This is a genomic window from Listeria floridensis FSL S10-1187 (genome assembly GCF_000525875.1).
Lineage (GTDB): Bacteria > Bacillota > Bacilli > Lactobacillales > Listeriaceae > Listeria > Listeria floridensis.
Window position 1 is genome coordinate 59,810 of the sequence record NZ_AODF01000004.1, and the last position, 20,491, is coordinate 80,300.

General features: G+C 40.9%; 19 protein-coding genes and 3 pseudogenes. 1 reads left to right on the forward strand and 21 read right to left on the reverse strand.

The genetic code is table 11. The annotated features are described in order from the left end of the window. Window position 1: 1 nt before the first annotated feature. From priA to MFLO_RS16925, 5 genes and pseudogenes are all read right to left on the reverse strand, one after another. A pseudogene (gene priA, locus MFLO_RS02650) lies at window positions 2-2,399 on the reverse strand (primosomal protein N'). 6 nt (window positions 2,400-2,405) lie between these two features. Continuing rightward, a complete protein-coding gene (gene coaBC, locus MFLO_RS02655; RefSeq protein ID WP_077913134.1) occupies window positions 2,406-3,602 on the reverse strand; it encodes a bifunctional phosphopantothenoylcysteine decarboxylase/phosphopantothenate--cysteine ligase CoaBC in 1,197 nt (398 codons plus the stop codon). Between the two features lie 128 nt (window positions 3,603-3,730). Beyond that, on the reverse strand, window positions 3,731-3,934 hold the full coding sequence (gene rpoZ, locus MFLO_RS02660) for a DNA-directed RNA polymerase subunit omega (RefSeq protein WP_115753733.1): 204 nt from the start codon (window positions 3,932-3,934) through the stop codon (window positions 3,731-3,733). A gap of 4 nt (window positions 3,935-3,938) precedes the next feature. Further along, window positions 3,939-4,553 carry a guanylate kinase gene (gene gmk / locus MFLO_RS02665; RefSeq protein ID WP_036096185.1) on the reverse strand — a complete coding sequence of 205 codons (615 nt, stop codon included), beginning with the start codon at window positions 4,551-4,553 and terminating at the stop codon, window positions 3,939-3,941. Between the two features lie 20 nt (window positions 4,554-4,573). Continuing rightward, window positions 4,574-5,451 (reverse strand): annotated as a pseudogene (locus tag MFLO_RS16925) (YicC/YloC family endoribonuclease). A 417-nt stretch (window positions 5,452-5,868) separates the two neighbouring features. Here MFLO_RS16925 and MFLO_RS02675 point away from each other — a divergent pair. Next, window positions 5,869-7,585, forward strand: a pseudogene (locus tag MFLO_RS02675) (Rqc2 family fibronectin-binding protein). A 191-nt stretch (window positions 7,586-7,776) separates the two neighbouring features. Here MFLO_RS02675 and MFLO_RS02680 read toward each other — a convergent pair. The 16 genes from MFLO_RS02680 to MFLO_RS14485 form a co-directional block, all read right to left on the reverse strand. Then, a complete protein-coding gene (locus MFLO_RS02680) occupies window positions 7,777-8,592 on the reverse strand; it encodes an acyltransferase (RefSeq protein ID WP_036096186.1) in 816 nt (271 codons plus the stop codon). 81 nt (window positions 8,593-8,673) lie between these two features. Next, window positions 8,674-9,762 carry an ABC transporter permease gene (locus MFLO_RS14995; RefSeq protein WP_241433517.1) on the reverse strand — a complete coding sequence of 363 codons (1,089 nt, stop codon included), beginning with the start codon at window positions 9,760-9,762 and terminating at the stop codon, window positions 8,674-8,676. Between the two features lie 60 nt (window positions 9,763-9,822). Further along, window positions 9,823-10,929 (reverse strand): ABC transporter permease, encoded by a 1,107-nt coding sequence (locus MFLO_RS02690; RefSeq protein WP_036096188.1) that lies wholly within the window; start codon window positions 10,927-10,929, stop codon window positions 9,823-9,825. 14 nt (window positions 10,930-10,943) lie between these two features. Further along, window positions 10,944-11,882: an ABC transporter ATP-binding protein gene (locus MFLO_RS02695; RefSeq protein ID WP_036096190.1), complete on the reverse strand. Its 939-nt coding sequence runs from the start codon at window positions 11,880-11,882 to the stop codon at window positions 10,944-10,946. 116 nt (window positions 11,883-11,998) lie between these two features. Then, complete coding sequence (locus MFLO_RS02700) at window positions 11,999-13,117, reverse strand: sensor histidine kinase (RefSeq protein WP_036096192.1); 1,119 nt, start codon at window positions 13,115-13,117, stop codon at window positions 11,999-12,001. Next, entirely contained in the window at window positions 13,110-13,763 is a 654-nt protein-coding gene (locus MFLO_RS02705) for a response regulator transcription factor (protein ID WP_036096193.1), read from the reverse strand. The genes MFLO_RS02700 and MFLO_RS02705 overlap by 8 nt, the downstream gene beginning before the upstream one ends. 102 nt (window positions 13,764-13,865) lie before the next feature. Next, window positions 13,866-14,975, reverse strand: coding sequence for an N-acetyldiaminopimelate deacetylase (locus MFLO_RS02710; protein ID WP_036096196.1), 1,110 nt, complete (start codon window positions 14,973-14,975; stop codon window positions 13,866-13,868). A gap of 64 nt (window positions 14,976-15,039) precedes the next feature. Continuing rightward, a complete protein-coding gene (gene dapD / locus MFLO_RS02715; RefSeq protein WP_036096198.1) occupies window positions 15,040-15,750 on the reverse strand; it encodes a 2,3,4,5-tetrahydropyridine-2,6-dicarboxylate N-acetyltransferase in 711 nt (236 codons plus the stop codon). Between the two features lie 45 nt (window positions 15,751-15,795). Continuing rightward, window positions 15,796-16,674 carry a LysR family transcriptional regulator gene (locus tag MFLO_RS02720; protein WP_036096199.1) on the reverse strand — a complete coding sequence of 293 codons (879 nt, stop codon included), beginning with the start codon at window positions 16,672-16,674 and terminating at the stop codon, window positions 15,796-15,798. Then, entirely contained in the window at window positions 16,671-17,123 is a 453-nt protein-coding gene (gene cbpB / locus MFLO_RS02725) for a cyclic-di-AMP-binding protein CbpB (RefSeq protein ID WP_036096201.1), read from the reverse strand. The genes MFLO_RS02720 and cbpB overlap by 4 nt, the downstream gene beginning before the upstream one ends. Window positions 17,124-17,300: 177 nt before the next feature. Then, entirely contained in the window at window positions 17,301-17,531 is a 231-nt protein-coding gene (locus MFLO_RS02730) for a YkuJ family protein (RefSeq protein WP_036096202.1), read from the reverse strand. 191 nt (window positions 17,532-17,722) lie between these two features. Next, a complete protein-coding gene (locus MFLO_RS02735; RefSeq protein WP_036096203.1) occupies window positions 17,723-17,944 on the reverse strand; it encodes a hypothetical protein in 222 nt (73 codons plus the stop codon). Window positions 17,945-18,137: 193 nt separating this feature from the next. Next, on the reverse strand, window positions 18,138-18,770 hold the full coding sequence (locus MFLO_RS02740; protein WP_036096204.1) for a DUF5105 domain-containing protein: 633 nt from the start codon (window positions 18,768-18,770) through the stop codon (window positions 18,138-18,140). A 9-nt stretch (window positions 18,771-18,779) separates the two neighbouring features. After that, the gene (locus MFLO_RS14475; RefSeq protein WP_051993452.1) at window positions 18,780-19,070 is read right to left on the reverse strand and encodes a hypothetical protein; all 291 of its coding nucleotides are present in this window, start codon (window positions 19,068-19,070) and stop codon (window positions 18,780-18,782) included. A gap of 56 nt (window positions 19,071-19,126) precedes the next feature. Further along, window positions 19,127-19,363, reverse strand: coding sequence for a hypothetical protein (locus MFLO_RS14480; protein WP_051993454.1), 237 nt, complete (start codon window positions 19,361-19,363; stop codon window positions 19,127-19,129). A gap of 33 nt (window positions 19,364-19,396) precedes the next feature. After that, complete coding sequence (locus MFLO_RS14485) at window positions 19,397-20,446, reverse strand: glucosaminidase domain-containing protein (RefSeq protein ID WP_051993456.1); 1,050 nt, start codon at window positions 20,444-20,446, stop codon at window positions 19,397-19,399. Window positions 20,447-20,491 lie beyond the last annotated feature (45 nt).

Below are 20,491 nucleotides of genomic sequence, written 5' to 3' on the forward strand. Positions count from 1 at the left end.
CCTACATCAGCACATATGGCTGAACATCGATCGAAATCGTAAGTCCTTTCGCTTGCTCTTTTTGAAAGTGATCTAAGAGCTCCTTTAATTCTCGTTTCAATTCTGGTTCAAATTTATATTTAATCATACATTGATAGCGATATTTATTATTAATCCGGCTGATCGTACTTGGCACCGGCCCAAGAATCATCGAATTTGCAGCCAGTTTCGTCTTCAAATGGCTGGCAATCGAATGAATCGTTTGGATCGCTTTTCGTTCATCGCTATCACTGACACTAATTAGCGTTAAATAATAAAACGGCGGATAGGCGCCGCGTCTTCGCATCTGCATCTCATGCTCATAAAAACCAAGATAATCATGCTCTTTCGCAAATTCAATACTATAATGTTCCGGGCTGTAGCTTTGTACAACAACTTCACCTGGAAGTTCATGCCTTCCCGCGCGTCCGCTGACTTGGGTGAGCAGCTGGAAAGTTCGCTCTGAAGCGCGAAAATCCGGCAGAAATAGCATTGTATCAGCATTCAATACCCCAACAAGCGTTATGTTAGGAAAATCCAGTCCTTTTGCAATCATCTGCGTACCGAGCAAAATATCAGCTTCTTGATTTTTAAAGCGCGTCAATAGTTTTTCATGCGCACCTTTTGTTCGCGTTGTATCGACATCCATCCGGATAATCCTCGCCTCAGGAATCAGTTTCGTCAAGCTTTCTTCAACCTTTTGAGTTCCTGTCCCAAAGTAACGGATATGCTCGCTTTCACACGATGGACATTTTGACGGAACACGTTCCTCATGCCCGCAGTAATGACATTTCATCCGATTGGTTGCTTGGTGATAGGTTAGCGAAATATCACAATTCGGACATTCCACCACATAGCCACAATCCCTACACATCACAAATGAGGCGTAGCCCCGCTTATTCAGCAAAAGAACAATTTGCTGTTTAGCTGCTATTCGTTGTTTGATTTTTTCCAGTAAAAGAGTTGAAAATTCTGTTCGATTTTCATTGCGCAACTCCTCACGCATATCTACCACATGGACTTCCGGCATTACTTGGCGGTTAATCCGGTCGGGCAACTCGAGAAGCGTATACACGCCTTTTTTCGCTCTGGCAAATGATTCAAGCGATGGCGTGGCACTTCCGAGAACAACCGGACAGCCGTGGCGCTTTGCTCGCCAAATTGCGACATCACGTGCATGATAACGCGGATTATCTTCTTGCTTATAACTTGCTTCATGCTCTTCATCGATAATGATAATCCCGATATTTTCAAACGGAGCAAACACAGCAGAACGCGCTCCAACCACGACTTTGGCATCTTTGCGTTCAATTTTGCGCCATTCATCATATTTTTCACCATGAGAAAGTGCACTGTGAAGAACCGCCACTTGCTCGCCGAAGCGGCCTTTAAATCGCTCAACCATTTGCGGAGTCAGCGAAATTTCCGGCACAAGTACAATGGCTTCCTTTCCTTCAGCAAGCACTTTCGCGATAGATTGCAAATAAATTTCAGTCTTACCGCTTCCTGTTACGCCATGCAGTAAAAATGTTTCTGCCTGCTTTGCATCCATAATTTTCGTACAAGCTGCTTCTTGCGCACTTACAAGCGGAAGCGGTCTAGTAGGTTCAAATTCATGTCCAGCATAAGGATCGCGCCCGATAACTTGTTCAGTAATGCTTAAAAGTCCTTGCTTTTCGAGCCCCGAAATAGTTTCTGCAGAAGTACGAGCCGCTTCCTTCAAATCTTTGAGCGTCATAAAGCGACCCGGCTCAAGCTCCGTCATCACATTTAACACGCGGGCTTTTGCTTTCGCCGTTTTCGGCAAATTTGCGATCGCTTCGTCAAGTTCAGCAATGTTCACATTAGAGCGCACCGTTTTCATTTTTTTTCTGCGTTACTTTATTTTTCACTGCATAACCGATTTCAATATCGCCATCTTGCAGATATTTTTTAAATTGTGGTAAAAGGCCAACTTGTTCTGCCTTCTTGAAATCAAGTGTTCCATAACCGCCAAACAGCCGTTCAAGCTCTTCATCGCTGTCATTAAGGCGAATAAAGTATTTTTCGTACTTCGCGCGCAGAGCTGGCGGAAGCATCGCTTGATAAACCGAAACACGAAACGATAATGTATCACTAGCGATCCAGTCGCCAAGCTCCAACAGTTCTTGATTTAAAACTGGCAGAATATCCATTGCAGAGTCGATTTCCTTCAATTTGTCAGTATCTGCTTCGGCTTGAATAGCAACAACGAAACCCTGTACTTTCCGATTTCCAAATGGAACCGAAACGCGCGTTCCGACTTGGATGATATCCAAAAGCTCGGTTGGAATCAAGTAATCGAACGGGCGGTCAACTTGCCGAGCTGGAACATCGACGATCACCTTAGCAATTCGATTCATCCAGCTTCACCCCAACTTTTCAACAATTTTAGCTGTGATCTTCTCAGCTACTTCACGTTTTTCAAGCAGAGGGAAATCTTCAACGCTTCCGTCAGCTCCGTAGAAAGTCACAATATTCGTATCCGTTCCAAATCCGGCTCCGTCTTTTGAAACATCATTTGCCACAATATAATCGGCTTGTTTCGTTTCCAGTTTGCGCTTTGCGTTTTCCGCTACATTTTCCGTTTCTGCCGCAAACCCGATCACCACTTGCCGAGCTTTTTTCCGAGCACCAATTTCAGCAAGAATATCCTTGGTACGCGTCATTTCAAGCGCGGTATCCCCGGGTTGTTTCTTGATTTTTTGATCTGCTACATGAAGAGGCGTATAATCCGCCACTGCAGCCGTCATCACAAATGCATCTTGCTTCTCAGCTCTTGTTGTAACTGCTTGATACATCTCTTCCGCCGAATCCACATACACCGTCTCAACCGCATCCGGAATAGGACGATCTTTTACTGTCGTAACGAGCGTTACATGAGCTCCCTTCAAATAAGCTTGTTCAGCTACTTGAAAGCCCATTTTCCCTGTTGAACGATTCGTAAGATAGCGAACCGGATCAATTTTTTCCCGCGTCGGCCCAGCTGTTACCAGCACATTTTTACCAAGCAAACTTTTATTGTCCTCACTAAAAAAGCGGCGAATGTGCGCAACAATTTTTTCGGGTTCTTCAAGCCGACCGCGGCCAACATAGCCGCAAGCAAGATAGCCTTCATCTGGTTCGATAAAACGAACACCATCTTTATAGAGCTGAGTAATATTTCTAACGACTGCCGGATGATTCATCATATGGACATTCATTGCCGGAGCAACCCAAACAGGTGCTTCGGTTGCAAGCAGTGTTGTTGTTACCATATCATCTGCGATGCCATTTGCCATTTTGCCAATCATATTCGCCGTTGCAGGCGCAACAAGTACAAGGTCAGCCCAGTCAGCCAAATTGATGTGCGCGACAACCCCCGAATCTTTTTCATCAAAAGTATCTGTATAAACATCATTTCGCGATAAGACTTGAAAGGATAACGGCGGAACAAATTCCTGTGCATGACGTGTCATCATCACTTTAACATTTGCTCCTGCCTGTGTAAGCTTACTCGTGAGTGCTACAGCTTTATAAACGGCGATGCCGCCAGAAACTGCAAGCAATATATTTTTTCCGTTCATTATTTTCACCCCAACTGCCTGATTTTTATTGTTATTATAACATGTTTAACCGTAAGCAAAACCGGATACGCACTTTCTTTAAGAAAAACAAAACTCCACATGCGGATAACAGCATGCGGAGCAGCATTTTATACTTCATGATCATCAAGAACAAGTTTGCCGGCATAAATTTCTTCGAGTGCTTTTCCGACATATTTATGTGATTCATAACTTGGCAGTACGCCCGGATCATTTGTAGCCTGCATCTCGCGGGCACGGCTCGCCGAAACAGTGACAAGCGAATATTTTGAATCAATTTTTAAAAGCAGATTATCGATTGATGGATATAACATCATTTTAAAACCCCTCCAACATATTTTGATAACGGTGAATAACCCGTTCCGTTTTTAAGTGTTCCGTTTCTACGATGCCTTTTACTTTGCGTACGGCTTCCTTGACCACATCATTCACAACAGCATAGTCATAAGAGGCCATCATTTCAATTTCAGCACGAGCCGTTTTCATTCGCTCGTTGATCACTTCAAGTGATTCAGTACCGCGACCGATCAGCCGGTTCTTAAGCTCTGAAAGATCAGGCGGCGTAAGGAAAATGAAAATCCCTTCCGGCATCCGTTCTTTCACTTGCATAGCACCTTGAATTTCGATTTCAAGAAAAATATCGATTCCTTCTGCAAGCTTTTGTTCGACATAATCAAGCGGTGTACCGTAATAATTACCGACATACTCAGCATATTCCAGCATTTTTCCGTCTTTGATTGCCTGTTCAAACTGCTCTCGGCTACGGAAATAATAATCGATCCCATCTTGTTCGCCTTCTCGCGGCTTTCTCGTTGTCATTGAAATCGAATATTCAAATCGTGTTTCCGGATCTTTAAAAATTGCTTCGCGAACGGTCCCCTTACCGACACCGCTTGGACCCGAAAGAACGATCAAAAGACCTCTTTCTGCCATCTTGTTCCCTCATTTCTTCCTCATTCAACATTTTGAACCTGCTCACGGATTTTTTCAAGTGTCGTTTTCATTTCCACGACATTTTGAGTGATACTAAGCGACATTGCTTTTGAACCAATCGTATTGACTTCTCGGTTCATTTCTTGAATTAAAAAATCAAGCTTTCTGCCGATTGCACCTTCCTGCGTAAGTATACTATAAAATTGTTTCAAATGGCTAGACAATCTTTCAATTTCTTCATTAATATCTGCCCGTTCTAGCAAAACAGCTATTTCACTTAAGACCATTCGCTCATCAAACTCAGTTCCGGCTAGCTTCTCTAGGCGCTCTGTCAAGCGCTCTCGGTATGTCGTTTCCATTTCAGGAACAGCCGTTTTTACATTATCAAGCAACACTTCGATTTTTTTTTAAATGCTCTTTGAAGTAAAGCGCAAGCTCTGTTCCTTCGAGAGAGCGCATGGCGTCAAGACGCTCGGTAGCTAAGATAAGCACTTCTGTGAGTATTTCTGGAAGTTCAGGATCTACTTCTGGCGCTTCATCAACTGACAAAAACGCCGGCTGAGCAAGCAATGCTTCAAACGAAATTTCATCTGCGATTGCATATCGCTCTTTCGCTTTTTTTAAGAAACGAAAATAATGATCCAGCATTTCCCAATCCACGTTCAAAGTTTCCCTAGCAAATTTGCCACCCTCAAACGAAAAAAAAACACTCAATCCGACCGCGGCTGATTTTTCCCGCAATGGCTTTCTTCAGAGTGTGTTCAAGTGATTGGAATTGTCTTGGCAATCGAAAAACCGTTTCAAGATAGCGATGATTGACGGCCTTAAGTTCGATTGTCAACTTAAAATCATCTGTTTGTTTAGATGCACGTCCAAATCCTGTCATGCTTTTCACCATGAAGCTTTCCACCTCAATCCTCGTTTCATCTTAGATTATTATAGCAAATCTGATTGGAAAATCCTAGTTATAAAGGGAGTCAGTAACAAAATGAGAATAGCGAAAACAGTTAAAAACTGCAAATTTCGGAATTTCAAAAACAGCATTCACTCCCTATTTCTTGGATCAAAAAGGAAATAGCTTAGTTAATTACAGTAAGACTAACAGCGTAGAATCTATATTGTTCTAGGCTCTAGCTGAAAGACCATCATACGCTGATTGTACCTCGTTTCAATTGTTCTACCAGTGCCTCTAAATTCAAGACAATTTTATCCGCCAGAAGCTCCGTTTTCAAGCCTAAAAATCCTAGTTAAACGTGAAAAACAACGGAGATGTGCTACAATAGAACAAGACTAAACAGTAAAGGAAGAAAAAACGATGGCTTTTGATGCAATGTTTTTAAAATCAATAACAGAAGAGCTGCGGGAAAATGCCGAAAGCGGCCGAATTATGAAAATTCACCAGCCCTTCCCGCATGAACTGATTCTCTATATTCGTAAAAATCGTGAAAACAAGCGGATGCTGATTTCGGCACATCCGAGTTATGCACGTATCCAGTGGACAAGCGATATCCCAGAAAATCCAGCCGAACCGCCAATGTTTTGCATGCTGCTCAGAAAACACCTTGAAGGTGCGATCATCGAACAGATCGAGCAAGTTAAAAACGAACGGGTTTTAATCTTCAAAATCAAAGGAAAAGACGATATTGGAGAAAACCGCTATCTTGATCTTTATATCGAAATCATGGGGCGGCACAGTAACGTTTCACTTGTCGACCGTGAACGCGGAACGATTATTGATTCAATCAAACACTTATCGCCTGCACAAAACACTTACCGGACAATGCTTCCCGGCGCCGAGTACATTCTCCCGCCAACCGCAAACAAAAAAGATCCTTTTCTCGTGACCAAAACAGAATTTAACGCAGATCCGATTAATCTTGCTGAAAAACCTGCAAAACAACTTGTTGGAAAATATGCCGGATTCAGCCCTCTTTTTGCCGAAGAAATCCTAGGCAAATTTGAACAATCTGGCAAAATCGATTTATATCAAGCATTTGCTGACACGTTAGAACAAGTTTCTCACTACCTTGGCGAAAACGCAGCCCCAATAACATTTGAACGAAGCGGTAAAGAAGATTACTATTTCATGCCGCTCTCTAGTGCCGTAAATCCAAAACCATTTGAATCGCTCAGCACCATGCTCGATCAATTTTACGGCGGCAAAGCAAGACGCGACCGTGTTCATCAAATCGGGCATGATCTTGAGCGTTTGCTTGGCAATGAAAAGGCGAAAAACGACTTGAAATTACAAAAACTCGCCAAGACACTAGAAGATTCGCATGAAGCTGATCGTTACCGTATCCTCGGTGAACTTTTGACGAGTAATCTCCATTTAGTTCAAAAAGGGATGACGGAAGTGACCGTCCAAAACTTTTATGAAGAAAATCTGCCTGACGTCGTGATTCCGCTTGACCTTCGGCTGACTCCTTCGCAAAATGCACAGCGCTATTTCACACGCTATCAAAAACTACGAAATTCAGTATCGCATGTGAAAGAGCAAATTGCACAAACAAATGAAGAAAATGCCTACCTCGACGCCATTTTATCTCAGCTTGAAACTGCTAGTCCAGCTGATGTTGAAGAAATTCGCCAAGAATTGGCTGAAGAAGGCTACTTGCGCTATAAAAAACCAAAAAATAGCACGCGAAAAAAATGCGGCGCCGAAGCTTGAAAAATATCGTTCCACAACGGGACTTTCCATTCTGGTTGGTAAGAACAATAAACAAAATGAATATCTAACAAACAAATTGGCAAAAAATAACGAACTGTGGTTTCACGTGAAAGACTTGCCGGGTTCTCATGTTGTAATCCAATCAACCGATCCCGATCAAACGACCATTCACGAAGCCGCTACAATCGCTGCATACTTTTCTAAGGCAAGGCTTTCCGCAAGCGTTCCCGTTGATGCGACCCTTGTGAAACACGTCAAAAAACCAAACGGGTCAAAACCCGGCTATGTTATTTACGACAATCAAACGACTTACTTTGTCACACCAGATGAAGAAGAAATCGCAAAACTACGCGACAAATAACCACATTCCCATCCGCAATAAAAGCATTCGCGCGAGCGCGAATGCTTTTTAGTCATTCAACTTTATTCATCTTCTTATTTCTGAGAAACCCTTAGATTTTATCCGTTTGCTTAACAAGTAATAAAATTCATATAGTCAAAGAAAATCGCCTTCTAGTATTCGATCTAAAATGCCCATTTTCTTATGCTCTCTCAGCCTCCAATAAAGAATCGATTCTTCGTTTTCTTTTCCTTCATTTCCTGTAGAAATCGTAATTTTTCCCTCGGGGATTCACTGGAATCAAAGAACACATCCAGTTCCTTAAAAGATAGCGTGTCCTGCTTCGCATCATAGACAAACTCATCCGTATCATTTTCAAGCGATTGCGCCGTATCCTCCTCTGTAAAAGCATGTACACAAGGACGTGTCCAAAACGTATTTCGCTTAAGCACCTTCGCCGGATTTCCGCCCGCAATGACATTCGACGGAAATTTCTTCGTAACGATCGCAAACCCCGCTGCGACAGAACCAGAACCCATCTGAGCTCCCTTCAAAAAGCGCACATCTTGCCCAACCCAAACATGATCGCCGATAAAAATGCTTTGGCTCGGATTGATACGTGATTTTGAATCTGCATCATAAATCAAGTGTGGATCAGCGTTCCGAAACATAATTTCTGATGAAAACATATTGTCATCACCTATAAACAAATGCTTCCGCTCCGATAAAATGATCCGGCAAAGACCGTTAAACGAGTTATTTTGGCCAAAATGAAGGACAGAAGAGTGATAGACGTGGACAGCCAAACGGTAATTCCAAATTGATTTCCCTAAGTAAATCACCGAGTTGTTTCCAAAAAAAGTGATCTGCGTGCCCATAAGTTTTGCGCCGTCTTCTACAAAAAGCACATTTCCCGTTCCATGAAATGTAATCTTACTATTTGAAAAAACACTATCCTCCGTCTCATTTAAATGAATATAATTTTGACTAACATTTGCTGTATCTTCATAATTCGCAACTATTTCCAAAGTTTTCCATTATCCTTCCCAAATCGTGATAACTTTATCATATCATTTTTTTGACAGAAGCAAAATAGCCCTTCCTCATTTTTAAACAAACGAATTTAATTCCTCATTTTTCGTAAATTTGTAGCTTGCTAAACTAAAGAAGAAGAGTGTATACCCGGAAAGTACTAGCAAATTCAATCCAAGATCAAACATGCTACCGTTTTGCTGCAGTTGCGAAATCGCATCCATGATCCAATATTGCGGCATAAATTCTGCAATTTTTTGCATGAACGCAGGCATAATAGCAATTGGAATCAGCGCACCTGAAAGCATCGTTGAAAGTGTAAAAACCGTAGTTTGAACCGAAGATAAGCTTCTTCTGCTCTTGGAAAGAAATCCGAATGCAAGTGAAATAGAAACCGCAAAAACAGCAAAGACAGCAAGAAGTAAGAAAAGTTTTAAATAAGAAAGCCCCGGGTCAATTTGAAAAGCAAATTTCATCAATAGTAAGCAAAACAAAATTTCAAATAATAATGTTGCAAAAGCAAACAGTGCGTGACCGAATATATATGCCTTGCTACCAAGTGGCGTTGACATCAACCGATAAAACGTCCCTTCTTCCTTTTCCTTCAGCAAAAGTTCACCTAGACTTCCCGCTGCGTATAGAAGCATCATACACAGGAAACCAATAATTTGCGCCGACATATTTTTGCTGACTTCCTGCCGATTAATAATATTCGTATTTTTAACTTCAAGCTGATTCGCTTGATAAATCTTACTAATTTTGGAAAACTCTTGACCAGAACCTACTTGCGCCATCTTGCTTAGTTTTTCAATTTGTGCTGCTAAAATGCGCTCAACAGATTTTGTCGTGTTTTCGCTTTGCAGTGCCTTAACTGCGAAATGAGCAGGTTTTCCGTCCGCCAAAGCTTGATCTGAACCTTTTTTCATAATAATCAGTGCATCTTTTTGTCCACCCAAAAGTTCTTTTTCGCCTTGAACCTTCGAAACCTCTGTGACACTGACCGGTTCTTCCTTAATCAGCCGTGTAAGCTCTGTCGTATATACACCTTTATCTTGATTTACAATCCCGATTTTAATGGCCGCCGAGTCACCAATTGCTGCCCCGTAAGTAATAAAGTAAATCAAAATACTCAAAATCGGCATCCCCACAATTAAAATTAATCGCATTTTTGACCTGCGTAAAGTTTGCCAATTATGCTTAAAAATCCATAAAATCTGTTTCATTTCTTAAATGGCCTCCCTTCGCTTTTGATGCCAAACTACTAGCCCTAAAAGTATTATCGTAAGTCCTAAATTACCAAGTATAGGTAAAAACATTGCACTTAAATTATGATTGTATAGCAGTTCCCGCACCGAAATATTTGCCCAGCCGATCGGCGAAAACATCTGCACCGTTGGAGAAATCATCGGGAAGTAAGATCCGCCGATAAACGCTAAAATCATCACGATAATCGTCGAAGCTCCTGCAACTGCCGGATTTCCATTCGTAAAAATATCGAGTGCCATTCCAAGAAAAACTGAGAAAAGTGCCAAACTGAAATATACGAGGAAAATAAAGATCGCATAACTGCCCCAGTTTACTCCAAATAAAAATTGTGAAACAAGCATCAAAATGATCAACCCAACAATTTGAATTGCAAACTCGCCTAGAAAATTCCCTGTCATCACCTCAAGTTTTCGAATTGGCGCAGCAACCAAACGAATATCCGTATGTTTCACTTTTTCAATCCGATAACTATTAATCCCAAATGTAACGCCAAGCATCATCGTCATGCTGATCATTGCAATCGCATAAAATTCAAACGAAGACATCGCTTTACTCGAATCCGTTTCATCCACTTGAATCGCATCTTTTGGGATTTTTACAGCTTGCATAACTTTTTCTACTTCCCCCGGAGCAATCGCAGCCGTTCCTTTAATAAGGCTGTATTGCGATGAAAATGCGCTGATATAACTGTCAATCACGGTTTTTTCCATCGTTTGCGGATAATTCGTGAAAACCGTCAATTTGTCATTATCTGTCGCAACAAAGGCAGAGTATTTGGCACTCGCGACTTTAGCCTTACCGTTTTTTTCTGACTTGACAGCAATAAAGCGGACATCTTTTGAACCTGCTTGTTTGGCAAATTCTGTAAAGGCTTGATGCAAGGTTCCTGTCCCCGCCTTTTCATAAGCAATTTGTAATTTGACTGGTGACTGATCTTCACTAAACGAAGCAGACAGTACATTCCCGAGCACAAAAATTAAAGCAAGCGGGAAAATCAAAGTAAAAATAATGTAGTTTTTATTACGAACCGCAAGCTTCACTTGCTTTTTCATAATGTGAAATATCATTTCGTTTCCCTCCCTTAATCTCGAAGATTTCGACCTGTCAAATTCAAAAAGACCGTTTCCAAATTGATTTTTTCTTGATTGAGTTCAATTACTTCTAACTGCTGCGCAAGTATAAGTGCCAAAATTGCATTTAACACACTGACTTCACTGCTCGCTACTACTTTGAACGTGCTTGTACCACTCCATTCTACTTTTTCAACCCCTGAAATTTGTTCAACTTGCTCTTTTAACCCCTCCGCATAATCCGAAAGCACAATATCAAGTGTTTTAATATCCGTCACTAAACTAATCAACTGATCTTCCGTTCCCTCTGCGATTACTTTACCGTGATCTATAATGGCGATATAATCACAAATTTCTTCCACTTCCTCCATATAATGACTCGTATAAATAATGGTTGCGCCTTGCTGGTTCAGCTTTTTAATAGATTTTAAAATATAATTACGCGACTGCGGGTCAATTCCAACTGTTGGCTCATCCATAATGACAAGTTCCGGTGTATGCGCAATCGCACAAGCAATATTAAGTCGCCGTTTCATTCCACCGGAAAACTTTTCTGGGCGAATGTTTGCCTTATCTGTCAAACCAACAAATTCGAGTGCTTCTTTGCTTTTTTTCAGTAAATCATCTCCGCGATAACCATAAAGCCCGGCAAAGAATCTGACATTTTCAAGTGCCGTCAATTCGTTATAAATAGCAAGTTCTTGGGGCACAAGTCCGATTCGACTTTTCACTTTTCGGTTTTCTGCACCGAGCAATTCACCAAAAACACGAATATCTCCGCTTGTTTTTCGGATTAAGCCACAAAGCATACTAATTGCTGTACTTTTTCCAGCACCGTTAGGTCCAAGCAACCCAAAAATCTGCCCTTGCTTGATCGTAAGCGATAATTGATCCGTTGCAATAACCGTTCCAAACTTTTTAGTCACTTCTTGCATTTCAACTACATTCATTTGAAATCCCTCTTTCCACTGTTCATCTTAATTTCATTATAAAAAGAAGTGAGAAACGCAACCAGTGCAATTTCTCACTTCTTTGTCGTGAAGATTTCACGTTTTGTATGGTTTTTTCACGAAATCGGGATGATCGTTGTGACTGAAAAGCCGTCTTCCGCATGAAATGTCACATGACCACCAAATTGTGCCGTACGCTCTTCCATGCCGATCAAACCCAAACTTTTCACAAATTCACTTAAGGCTGTTCCATCATCTTTTACTTCAAAACGAATAAATTTGTTAAGTACAACTAAGCTCACAGTTACTTGTTCGGCATCCGAATGTTTCAAAATATTCGTCAATGCTTCAAGTAAATTGCGCTCGAGACAATACCACATCGGCTGAGTGATTTTTTCAAGCATCCCCTTTGTTTGAAAAAAAGTGCGAAACTGGTATTCCGTTTCAAATTGAGTGATTTTCTGCTTCAACCGCGTAATCCCCAAGCTTTCTTGCGGTGGCTTGATACTTTTAAGCGTATGACGGATTTCATCAATTCCAACTTGATTAATTTTGATCGCATTTACAAGTAGTTCCTCAGCTTTTTTCGTATCGCGATATAAAATTGCCTTGGCCGCTTCAAGCTGGATTAAGCCTCCGGAAAGCGAATGACCAAGTTCATCGTGAATCCGATGTGATAGCGCATTTCTTTCCTCAAGCTGAACCAAATGCCTCTCTTCAAGGCTTTGTGTCTCAAGTCTTGCCAGTTTATCCTGCAGCTTCCCTACTTGTATCCGCAAAAGTTCGCTTTCCGCAGCCATTGTTTGCTGCCGTGTACCTTCTCGTACTAAGATACCATCGAAGAGCGCTGTCGCGCCGAGCAAAAATAAATACGCCAACCGGAACCACGTTTCCTGTTCGATAAGCAAAGGTGTTAACCCTAAAAGAACAAGCATACTCAATTTCCCAAAAGAAAAACCGTTTCCTTCAAATAAAAAAGTAAAAAGTGTGGATGGAAAAAGCAAGAGTAAATACGGTAAAGCAATCAATCCGATTGAAAATACTGCCAAACAGAGGATGAACTTAACTATAAAGCGATTTTTATGAATAAAGTCTGCAAATAACAAGATTGCAAAATAGACAAGCACAGCCGTTAAGTAAAAAGCCGTTTCAAGCGATGATCGTTGCAAATAAGTGATAGTTAAGAGCAAAAATAGTCCAGAAAGCCCATCAAACAGCAGTTTATAGCTATTCATCACGCATGACGCCCTTTTTACCTGTAAAAAACAAAATGGCAAGCTGCGTGCGGTGTTCAAGCTCAAGTTTACTAAGAAGAGCAGAAATATTGTTAGCAACGGTACCTTCTGAGATAAATAATTCTTTTGCGATTTCTTTATTTGAGTAACCGCTCGCAACAGCCACTAAAATATCAGTTTCACGTGGCGTTAGCCCAAGCTTTGAAAGATCAGCAACTGGCTTTTCTTTTTCGTTAAATCGTCCGTTTCTAAGCTTATCCCAAATTTCAGCTTGAATAATACTTTGCTCCTCCATTACACTTCGAATCGCTTGAACAATCCGTTTTGGATCATTATTTTTTAGAAGATAGCCTTTTGCGCCATTTTGAATTGCTTCTTCAATATAAGCATCATCATCAAACGTCGTTAAGATAATTACTTTTGTCTCTGTTTTTGCTGTAATTTCCTTTGTTGCAAGCACACCGTCCATAATCGGCATCCGAATGTCAATCAGCGCAACATCAACCGGATTTGCCATACAAAATTCCACCGCTTCTTGTCCATTTTCAACCGTTTTAACCACTTGCATGTTATCTTCCATATTTAAAATGATTTCCATTCCTCCCGTAATAAAGGAATTATCATCCGCCAGCAAAATTTTAATCATCCTCCAAAGCCCCCTTTCTCTGTCTTTTTTATTGTAAAATAGACGCGCCCAAACCGTCAAACTGAAAAAAGCTGCGCGGGCGCCCGCGCAGCTTTTTTCGTCTTATTTAGCTAAAAATTTTGTCAGCACTGAGATCGCGAAAGGAATCGCTTCTTCTTTCGGATTTAATTTCGAGTGATGTAGCCCGTAAGGAGAATCCACACCAAGCCAAAACATCATCCCGGGAATTGCTTCAAGAAAATACCCGAAATCTTCTCCCGTCATCGCTGCCTTCGCTTCCACATACGCATCCGGAAATTCATCTTTCAAAAAGCTGACAAATCGCTCCGTTTCTGCAGCATGATTATACACTTGACAGTAATCCGAACCTGGTCGAAACGTTACTTCACACTGAAACGCTTCTTCCATACCGCGAGCAAGCTCGCGTAGCCGCTTCCAGATCAATTCCATCGTTTCTTTTTTCGCCGTCCGAATTGTCCCATCCAGATAAGCGCGTTCCGCAATCACATTTTGAACATCGCCGCCGCTAATTTTTCCAACCGTAATCACAGCCGCGTCCATCGGATCGACATTACGGCTGATAATCGTCTGCATTTGCCCAACAAATTCGCTCGCCGCAACGACCATATCATTCGCGAGATGCGGATAAGCAGCATGTCCGGCGCGGCCTTTAAACGAAATAAAAAGCTCTGATGTATTGGCAAACAAAAGCCCTTCCTTTGTTGCAATCTCACCAACTTTATATTCAGGAGCAATATGCAGTCCAAAAATTTCGTCTGGATAAAAACGCTTGAATACATCACTTTCCAAGATCGGCTTCGCACCGCCCGGACCTTCTTCTGCCGGCTGAAATATGAAAACAAGATTGTTTTTCGGCTGATTCTGCGCGAAAAAATTCAATACGCCGAGGGCAATACTCATATGAAAATCATGGCCGCAAGCATGCATTCTCCCTTCATGCGTCGAAGCAAAAGCAAGACCTGTTTCTTCCTCCATCGGAAGTGCGTCAATATCCGTCCGCCAGCCGATCGTCTTCACTGGGGCCGTTCCAGCGAGCCTCACCAAAATCCCTGTCCGCCACGTCTCCATTTCCAAAAAATCGCAGTGCAGGTTTTGGATATAATCGAGTAAAAAACGTTGTGTCTTCACCTCTTCGAATCCCGTCTCCGGAATTTGGTGTAATTTCCGTCTGATTTCGATAAATTCATTCATCTGCCTGATACTCCATTCATAGAAAAACTGGACTCGGCTAAACCTGCCAAATCCAGCCTCTTTTTTATAGTTGGCGCAATCCTTGCATAATCTCCGTTTTCGAAGCCGTTTTCGCATCCAATTCTTTCAAAACGCGCGCCGGAATTCCTGCTACAACCGTACCCGGCTCCACGTCTTTTGTCACTATCGCACCAGCCGCTACAACAGCACCTTTACCAACGCGAACGCCTTCAAGAACTACAACATTTGCACCGATTACAACATCGTCTTCGATTACAACTGGGTTCGCAGACGGCGGCTCAATCACACCAGCAAGCACAGAACCTGCACCAATGTGGCAGTTTTTACCAACCGTTGCACGTCCGCCTAGTACCACATTCATATCAATCATTGTGCCTTCTCCGATGACCGAACCAATATTAATGCTCGCTCCCATCATGATAACTGCATTATCATGAATCGTCACTTGATCGCGAATGACAACCCCAGGTTCAATCCGAGCATTAATGTTCTTCATATCAAGCATCGGGATTGCAGAATTGCGGCGATCATTTTCGATCACATAATCTTCAATCAGCGACTCATGTTCTTTTAAAAGCGGTTCAACCACGGACCATTCACCGAAAATAGTTCCTGCTCCCCCGCTGATGAACGTTTTAACGTCGTCCGGAAAAGCTATTTTATCAAGCTCTCCTTTTAAATAAACCTTTACAGGTGTACTTTTTTTACTGTGTTGAATAAACGAAATAATTTGATGCGCATCCATTTGTTCCATATATTGAATCCTCCTCAGGTTTGTACTTCCTTAAGTTTGCCACAGCTACTTATGACTTTCAAGATATTTATCAACAATTCTCATAAAGGCATCCACCTGCGGTAAAGCAAGCGATTGTTCATACGTTAATAAGCTAGTTTCGCGTCCAAGAACAGAACCGTCTTTTTCCGTCAACGGAATTTTATGCACATTCGTATTCTCGCCAAGAAGCGTTACTTCCGGCAAAATTGCAAAGCCTATTCCATTTAGCGCCATTTGTCTCGAAGTCTCAATTTGATCGACAAACATTGCCTGCTTCGGCATCTTGCCAAAATTCCGTTGCCAGTAATCTTGAATCACTTGATAGTAGTTTGAATCACTGCGAAACTGAATGAATGGTCGCTCTGTCTGAAAAACCTCATCAATTTGCTCGATTTCACGGTCAACCAAAATTAACTTATCGGTAAAAAGTGGCTTCTTCACACTCTTCCAATTCGTCTGTCCGCGTACGATGCCGAGGTGAACCGCTCCGTCGGCTAGAAGCTGGTGAACTTCACTACTCCAGCCAGTTTGAAGTGAAATTTTGACATTGGGGTAGCTCTTTGAGAACTCTTTTAATACCCGCGGCAAAAAAGCTTGCGCAACCACACTTGCGCAGGCAATACGAAGCGTTCCACGTACCACGCCTTCCATTGCTTCAAGATTTTCTTGAATTTCCCGTTCCTTCGCAATGACACTTGCTGCATGGTTGACAATTGCTTCTCCTTCCGGCGTAAGTAGTAGGCCTTTTTGTGTCCGAATAAAAATTTTTGTATTCCAGCGATTTTCAATCGTTTGAAGCCGCTGCGAAAGTGCGGGCTGACTTAAAAACAGCTTTTCTGCACTTTTACGCATATTCAGTTCATCTGCGAGACAAACTAAGAGTTCGTATTCTGTGACTATCATTTTCTGTCCTCCACTTTAGAATGAATAAAACGATTGACTTGTTTCAAAATAATCCGTCGCGTAATAATCCCTTGAAATTCTCGCTCTTCATTAATGACGCTGACAAATGGCGAATTAACGAGCATCCCAACAACGCGCTCCGCATCAAAATTTTCTTTCACATATGGAAAATCAGTTTGCATCACATCTTCCACTTTTAATGTTTCAAGCCGTTCATATTCGATTCGCTCAAGTCCAAGAATTGATTCAGAAATCATTGCTGCACTGATCAAACCATATAGTTTAAAATTATAATCCAAAACCGGAATAACCGAATAACCGCATTTTGTAAGGACAAGCAGGGCATGTTCCAAGTTATTTCCAAGTTGAACATGTGCTACTTTTTCGGCCGAAATCATACTTTCTTTAAGCTGATCTTTTATAAAAAATCCAAATTGATTTGAAATCATCTTGTTTTTCCTCTTCTCATAAAAAAATCTTCCAACTTTTTACCTTTTCCTTCAAAAACACGAGCTTAAACATTCTCTTTAATCTTACCATAGACGTATCTTTATTTCCTGCATTTGTTTTCAACTTGCAAGCAAAAAAAATACTAGAACAGATTCATCTGTTCTAGCGCTTCCTGCTTAGTTTTCTTGTAAGGCTTCAAAAATTTCAATCGCCGTTATGTCAATATCATCGAATTGAAATTTAGCTTTCGGTTCTTCCATTTCTACTTCAAAAGAATTTGATGCTTGGAAGTATTTGACTTCACAAACCACTTTCCCGTCCTTTTCAAATCGTCTTGACTGAGCTTCTGCAGCATCGTCCTCCTGCATAGCATGCAAACGTTGAATAATTCCCATTAACTGAGACATTACGCATTCTCCTCTCAAAAATCCACCGATGAGTCAAATCACTCATCACTACTTTCACTATACTATCAAATTTTAGCGCAAATCGCACCTATTACGCAAGCATTCTTGCAAAATAAGCCGAAGAAATTCATATTTTGGAAGAAAACATAAAAAAAAACACGCCTCATCGTAATAATCAGCGTGTTTCTCGGTTATTTATCAGTTTTTTCATTATTAATAGTCTGAAGATGCAGTTTTATCGCACGCATAATCGTCTTCTTGCGGTTGAAGCCTTTCACACAAATCGTTTCATTTCCAAGCGAAACGACTACTTCGCCCCATGAACCGCATGGATTAAAACCATAAGCATGGACTTTCAAAAGACCATTTTGGGTCGGAAAAAAAAGCATTTCATAATTGCCTGCTTTTGCCATTTGGAAATCCCCTTCCGATCATTTATGTTGAAAATGATTCTCATTCTTAACGACAATTTTACGCTAAAAGCCGACAAAGCGCAACACATTTTTCGAAGGGGCTTATGTAGCTATCATAAGACGAATATTTTTGCGTGATCTGACGATGTCAAACTTGAACTCAAATTGCAACAGTTTACCTTTCGAAAAAAAATTAAAGCCCAAAAGCTTGATACAAATCTTCAAAAAAGACTGCTTCATTTTCAATTTGCCACTTTTCTTTATCATCCGGGTTTTGTCTAAGTTTAAGAACGACAACACTGTCTTGTCTTTTTGCTGGACTATTTAAATACATATATTCTAAAACATCAAAACTGGTTTGATTGACTAAACTTGTCATTTCTTGTTCAGAGCTTTCAGCTGTGATCTTATTTTCTAGATTTTTGACAAGTTGGTCCGCTTTTTCTTGAATTTTTTCATTTGAAAAATCAAGACCATTCACATGTATATCAATGATAGCCACTGAACTGTTTTCTTCTTTTACATCAACACGATATGTAGCAGTGTTTTTCAAATGCTCTTTTAGCTTTTGATTTAATCCTTCAATTCGATCATCCGAAATCCCTTTCAGCTTACCCTTCACGGACGTGACAAAATCATTCTTATTTTCTTTTTGAATTCGTGTATCATCTAGCCCGTAAATCGTTTCAAGTTCTGGAGTATCCTCTTGAAAAATATAACTATCAATAAGTGCTTTTGCTGCTTGATCTGCTTTTTCCGGTTGACTGCATCCTGCTAGCAACAAGAGTGCTGTTCCAAGTACCGTAAAAAAAAGTATTTTTTTCATTTCCTCCTCCTAATGGTGGCTTCTATTATAGTTTTTCTTTTCTTGAATAATCTTTTGACGATCTGCATTAGAAAGATTAGGGTCACTTAATTTTTGACCATATTCTCTATTTTTCTCTCCAATTTCACGTCCTCTTTGACTTGCACTAGTTGTCACATCTGTTTTTGCATCTTGATTCTTAGTTGCTTCACTTTGATTAGCACGATTTGAACTACCACTATTGGCAGAATTCGTTTCCGAACTCGCTTTTGGTGTTTCTGTTGCACTTTGGCTTGTATTTTTTTTCAGTCTCTGATGCAACTTTTTCTTGATGTGCTACTTCAGCTTGCTTTGCTTGCTCAGCTTGTTTAGCTGCCTCAGCTTGCTTTTTGGCCTCTACTTGTCTCTTGACTGCTATTTTTTTTTGTTTGAACGGCTTTAATTTTTATTTCGACCTTTTGACGAATCAACTCAATTTTTGCTTGAACTGCTGATTGCTGAACTTGCGAAAAATTTGAAAGGTTAGCAGCCTCAGCAGTAGTATGCGTCTGTCCCAAACAAAAAAGAACGCTTAGACAAATCATTAAGCTCCACATCTTTTTCTTGTTTTTCATCTTATCTCTCCTTTAATAAGAGTTTTTTACCAGTTAATTCAACCAGTAATTTGGCGTAAAGAAAACTTTTGTTCGTTTCGGGTAATAAGCACTTTTTAAATTATTATTAGATGGATAGTGCTTTACAGCTGTTCCTGGCGCTTGCGTAAACAACTCGCCGCTCGACAGCTTTGAATTGTCCCACCAGATTGCGAAAGCTTGAACGGTTCCCGAATACTTGTCCGTTCCTTGGATCGGCGTCAAATTTTTTACCATTGAATGATAAATGTAGCCAGTTTTCCACTGTCCATCTACTTGAACACTTGTTTTATACCAATAAGTGTTAAATTTTCGAACTTGAATTTTGGTTCCAGTTTTCCACAAACGGAGTGGGTGTTTTTCTTTAAACTGCGTATGGCTTAAAAGCGGAGCCCCATTTACGACTCTTGCCGCCACATTCGTGCTAGGTAAATTTGCTCCTGCTTCTCGGTCCCAATCTGTCAGCCGATACTGCTCAACCAGACTAATCAGTTTTTCACTGTATGCTGGGTCTGTTGCATATCCATCTTGTTGCAGCCTTTTTGCCGCTAACTTATAATCTTCCAATCCGACTAAATTTTGATAGCGTGACTTTTGTAAAAATTCTCCATGATTTTCGATACTTGCATTTTTGTTCGGGTATTGACGAAATTGAGCATCAATTGTCACCCATTTTCCGTTTTGATACTCCTTTGTTGGCATGATAATAAATTGCCCTTGAAAGCTCCCTTTAATTCCGAATAAATTATGTGCTCTTACAGATAGTTCAGAACTGCCCCATCCGCTTTCAAGAATCGCTTGAGCACTAGTAATAGAGGGCAGAATACGATATTTCTTCCAACCGCTAAGTGCGCCCGCCTTTATGCTCTCTAGAAAATTATCCGTTTTAACTGATCTACCCATACGTGGTTCGAATTCCGAATAAAAACCTTCACCGATTTCCCGTTTTTGAACCAAATAGGTTTGATCCAATGAAGCATTTGCTTCTACTTTTTGTTCAGGATAGAACTGAGATAAGAAAAGCATCAGACAGGCTGCAAGCACAACTATAAAATTCTTTTGCATTTTATCCTCCCTTTACTAGGACATGAAAATGACTCGAAAAATCGA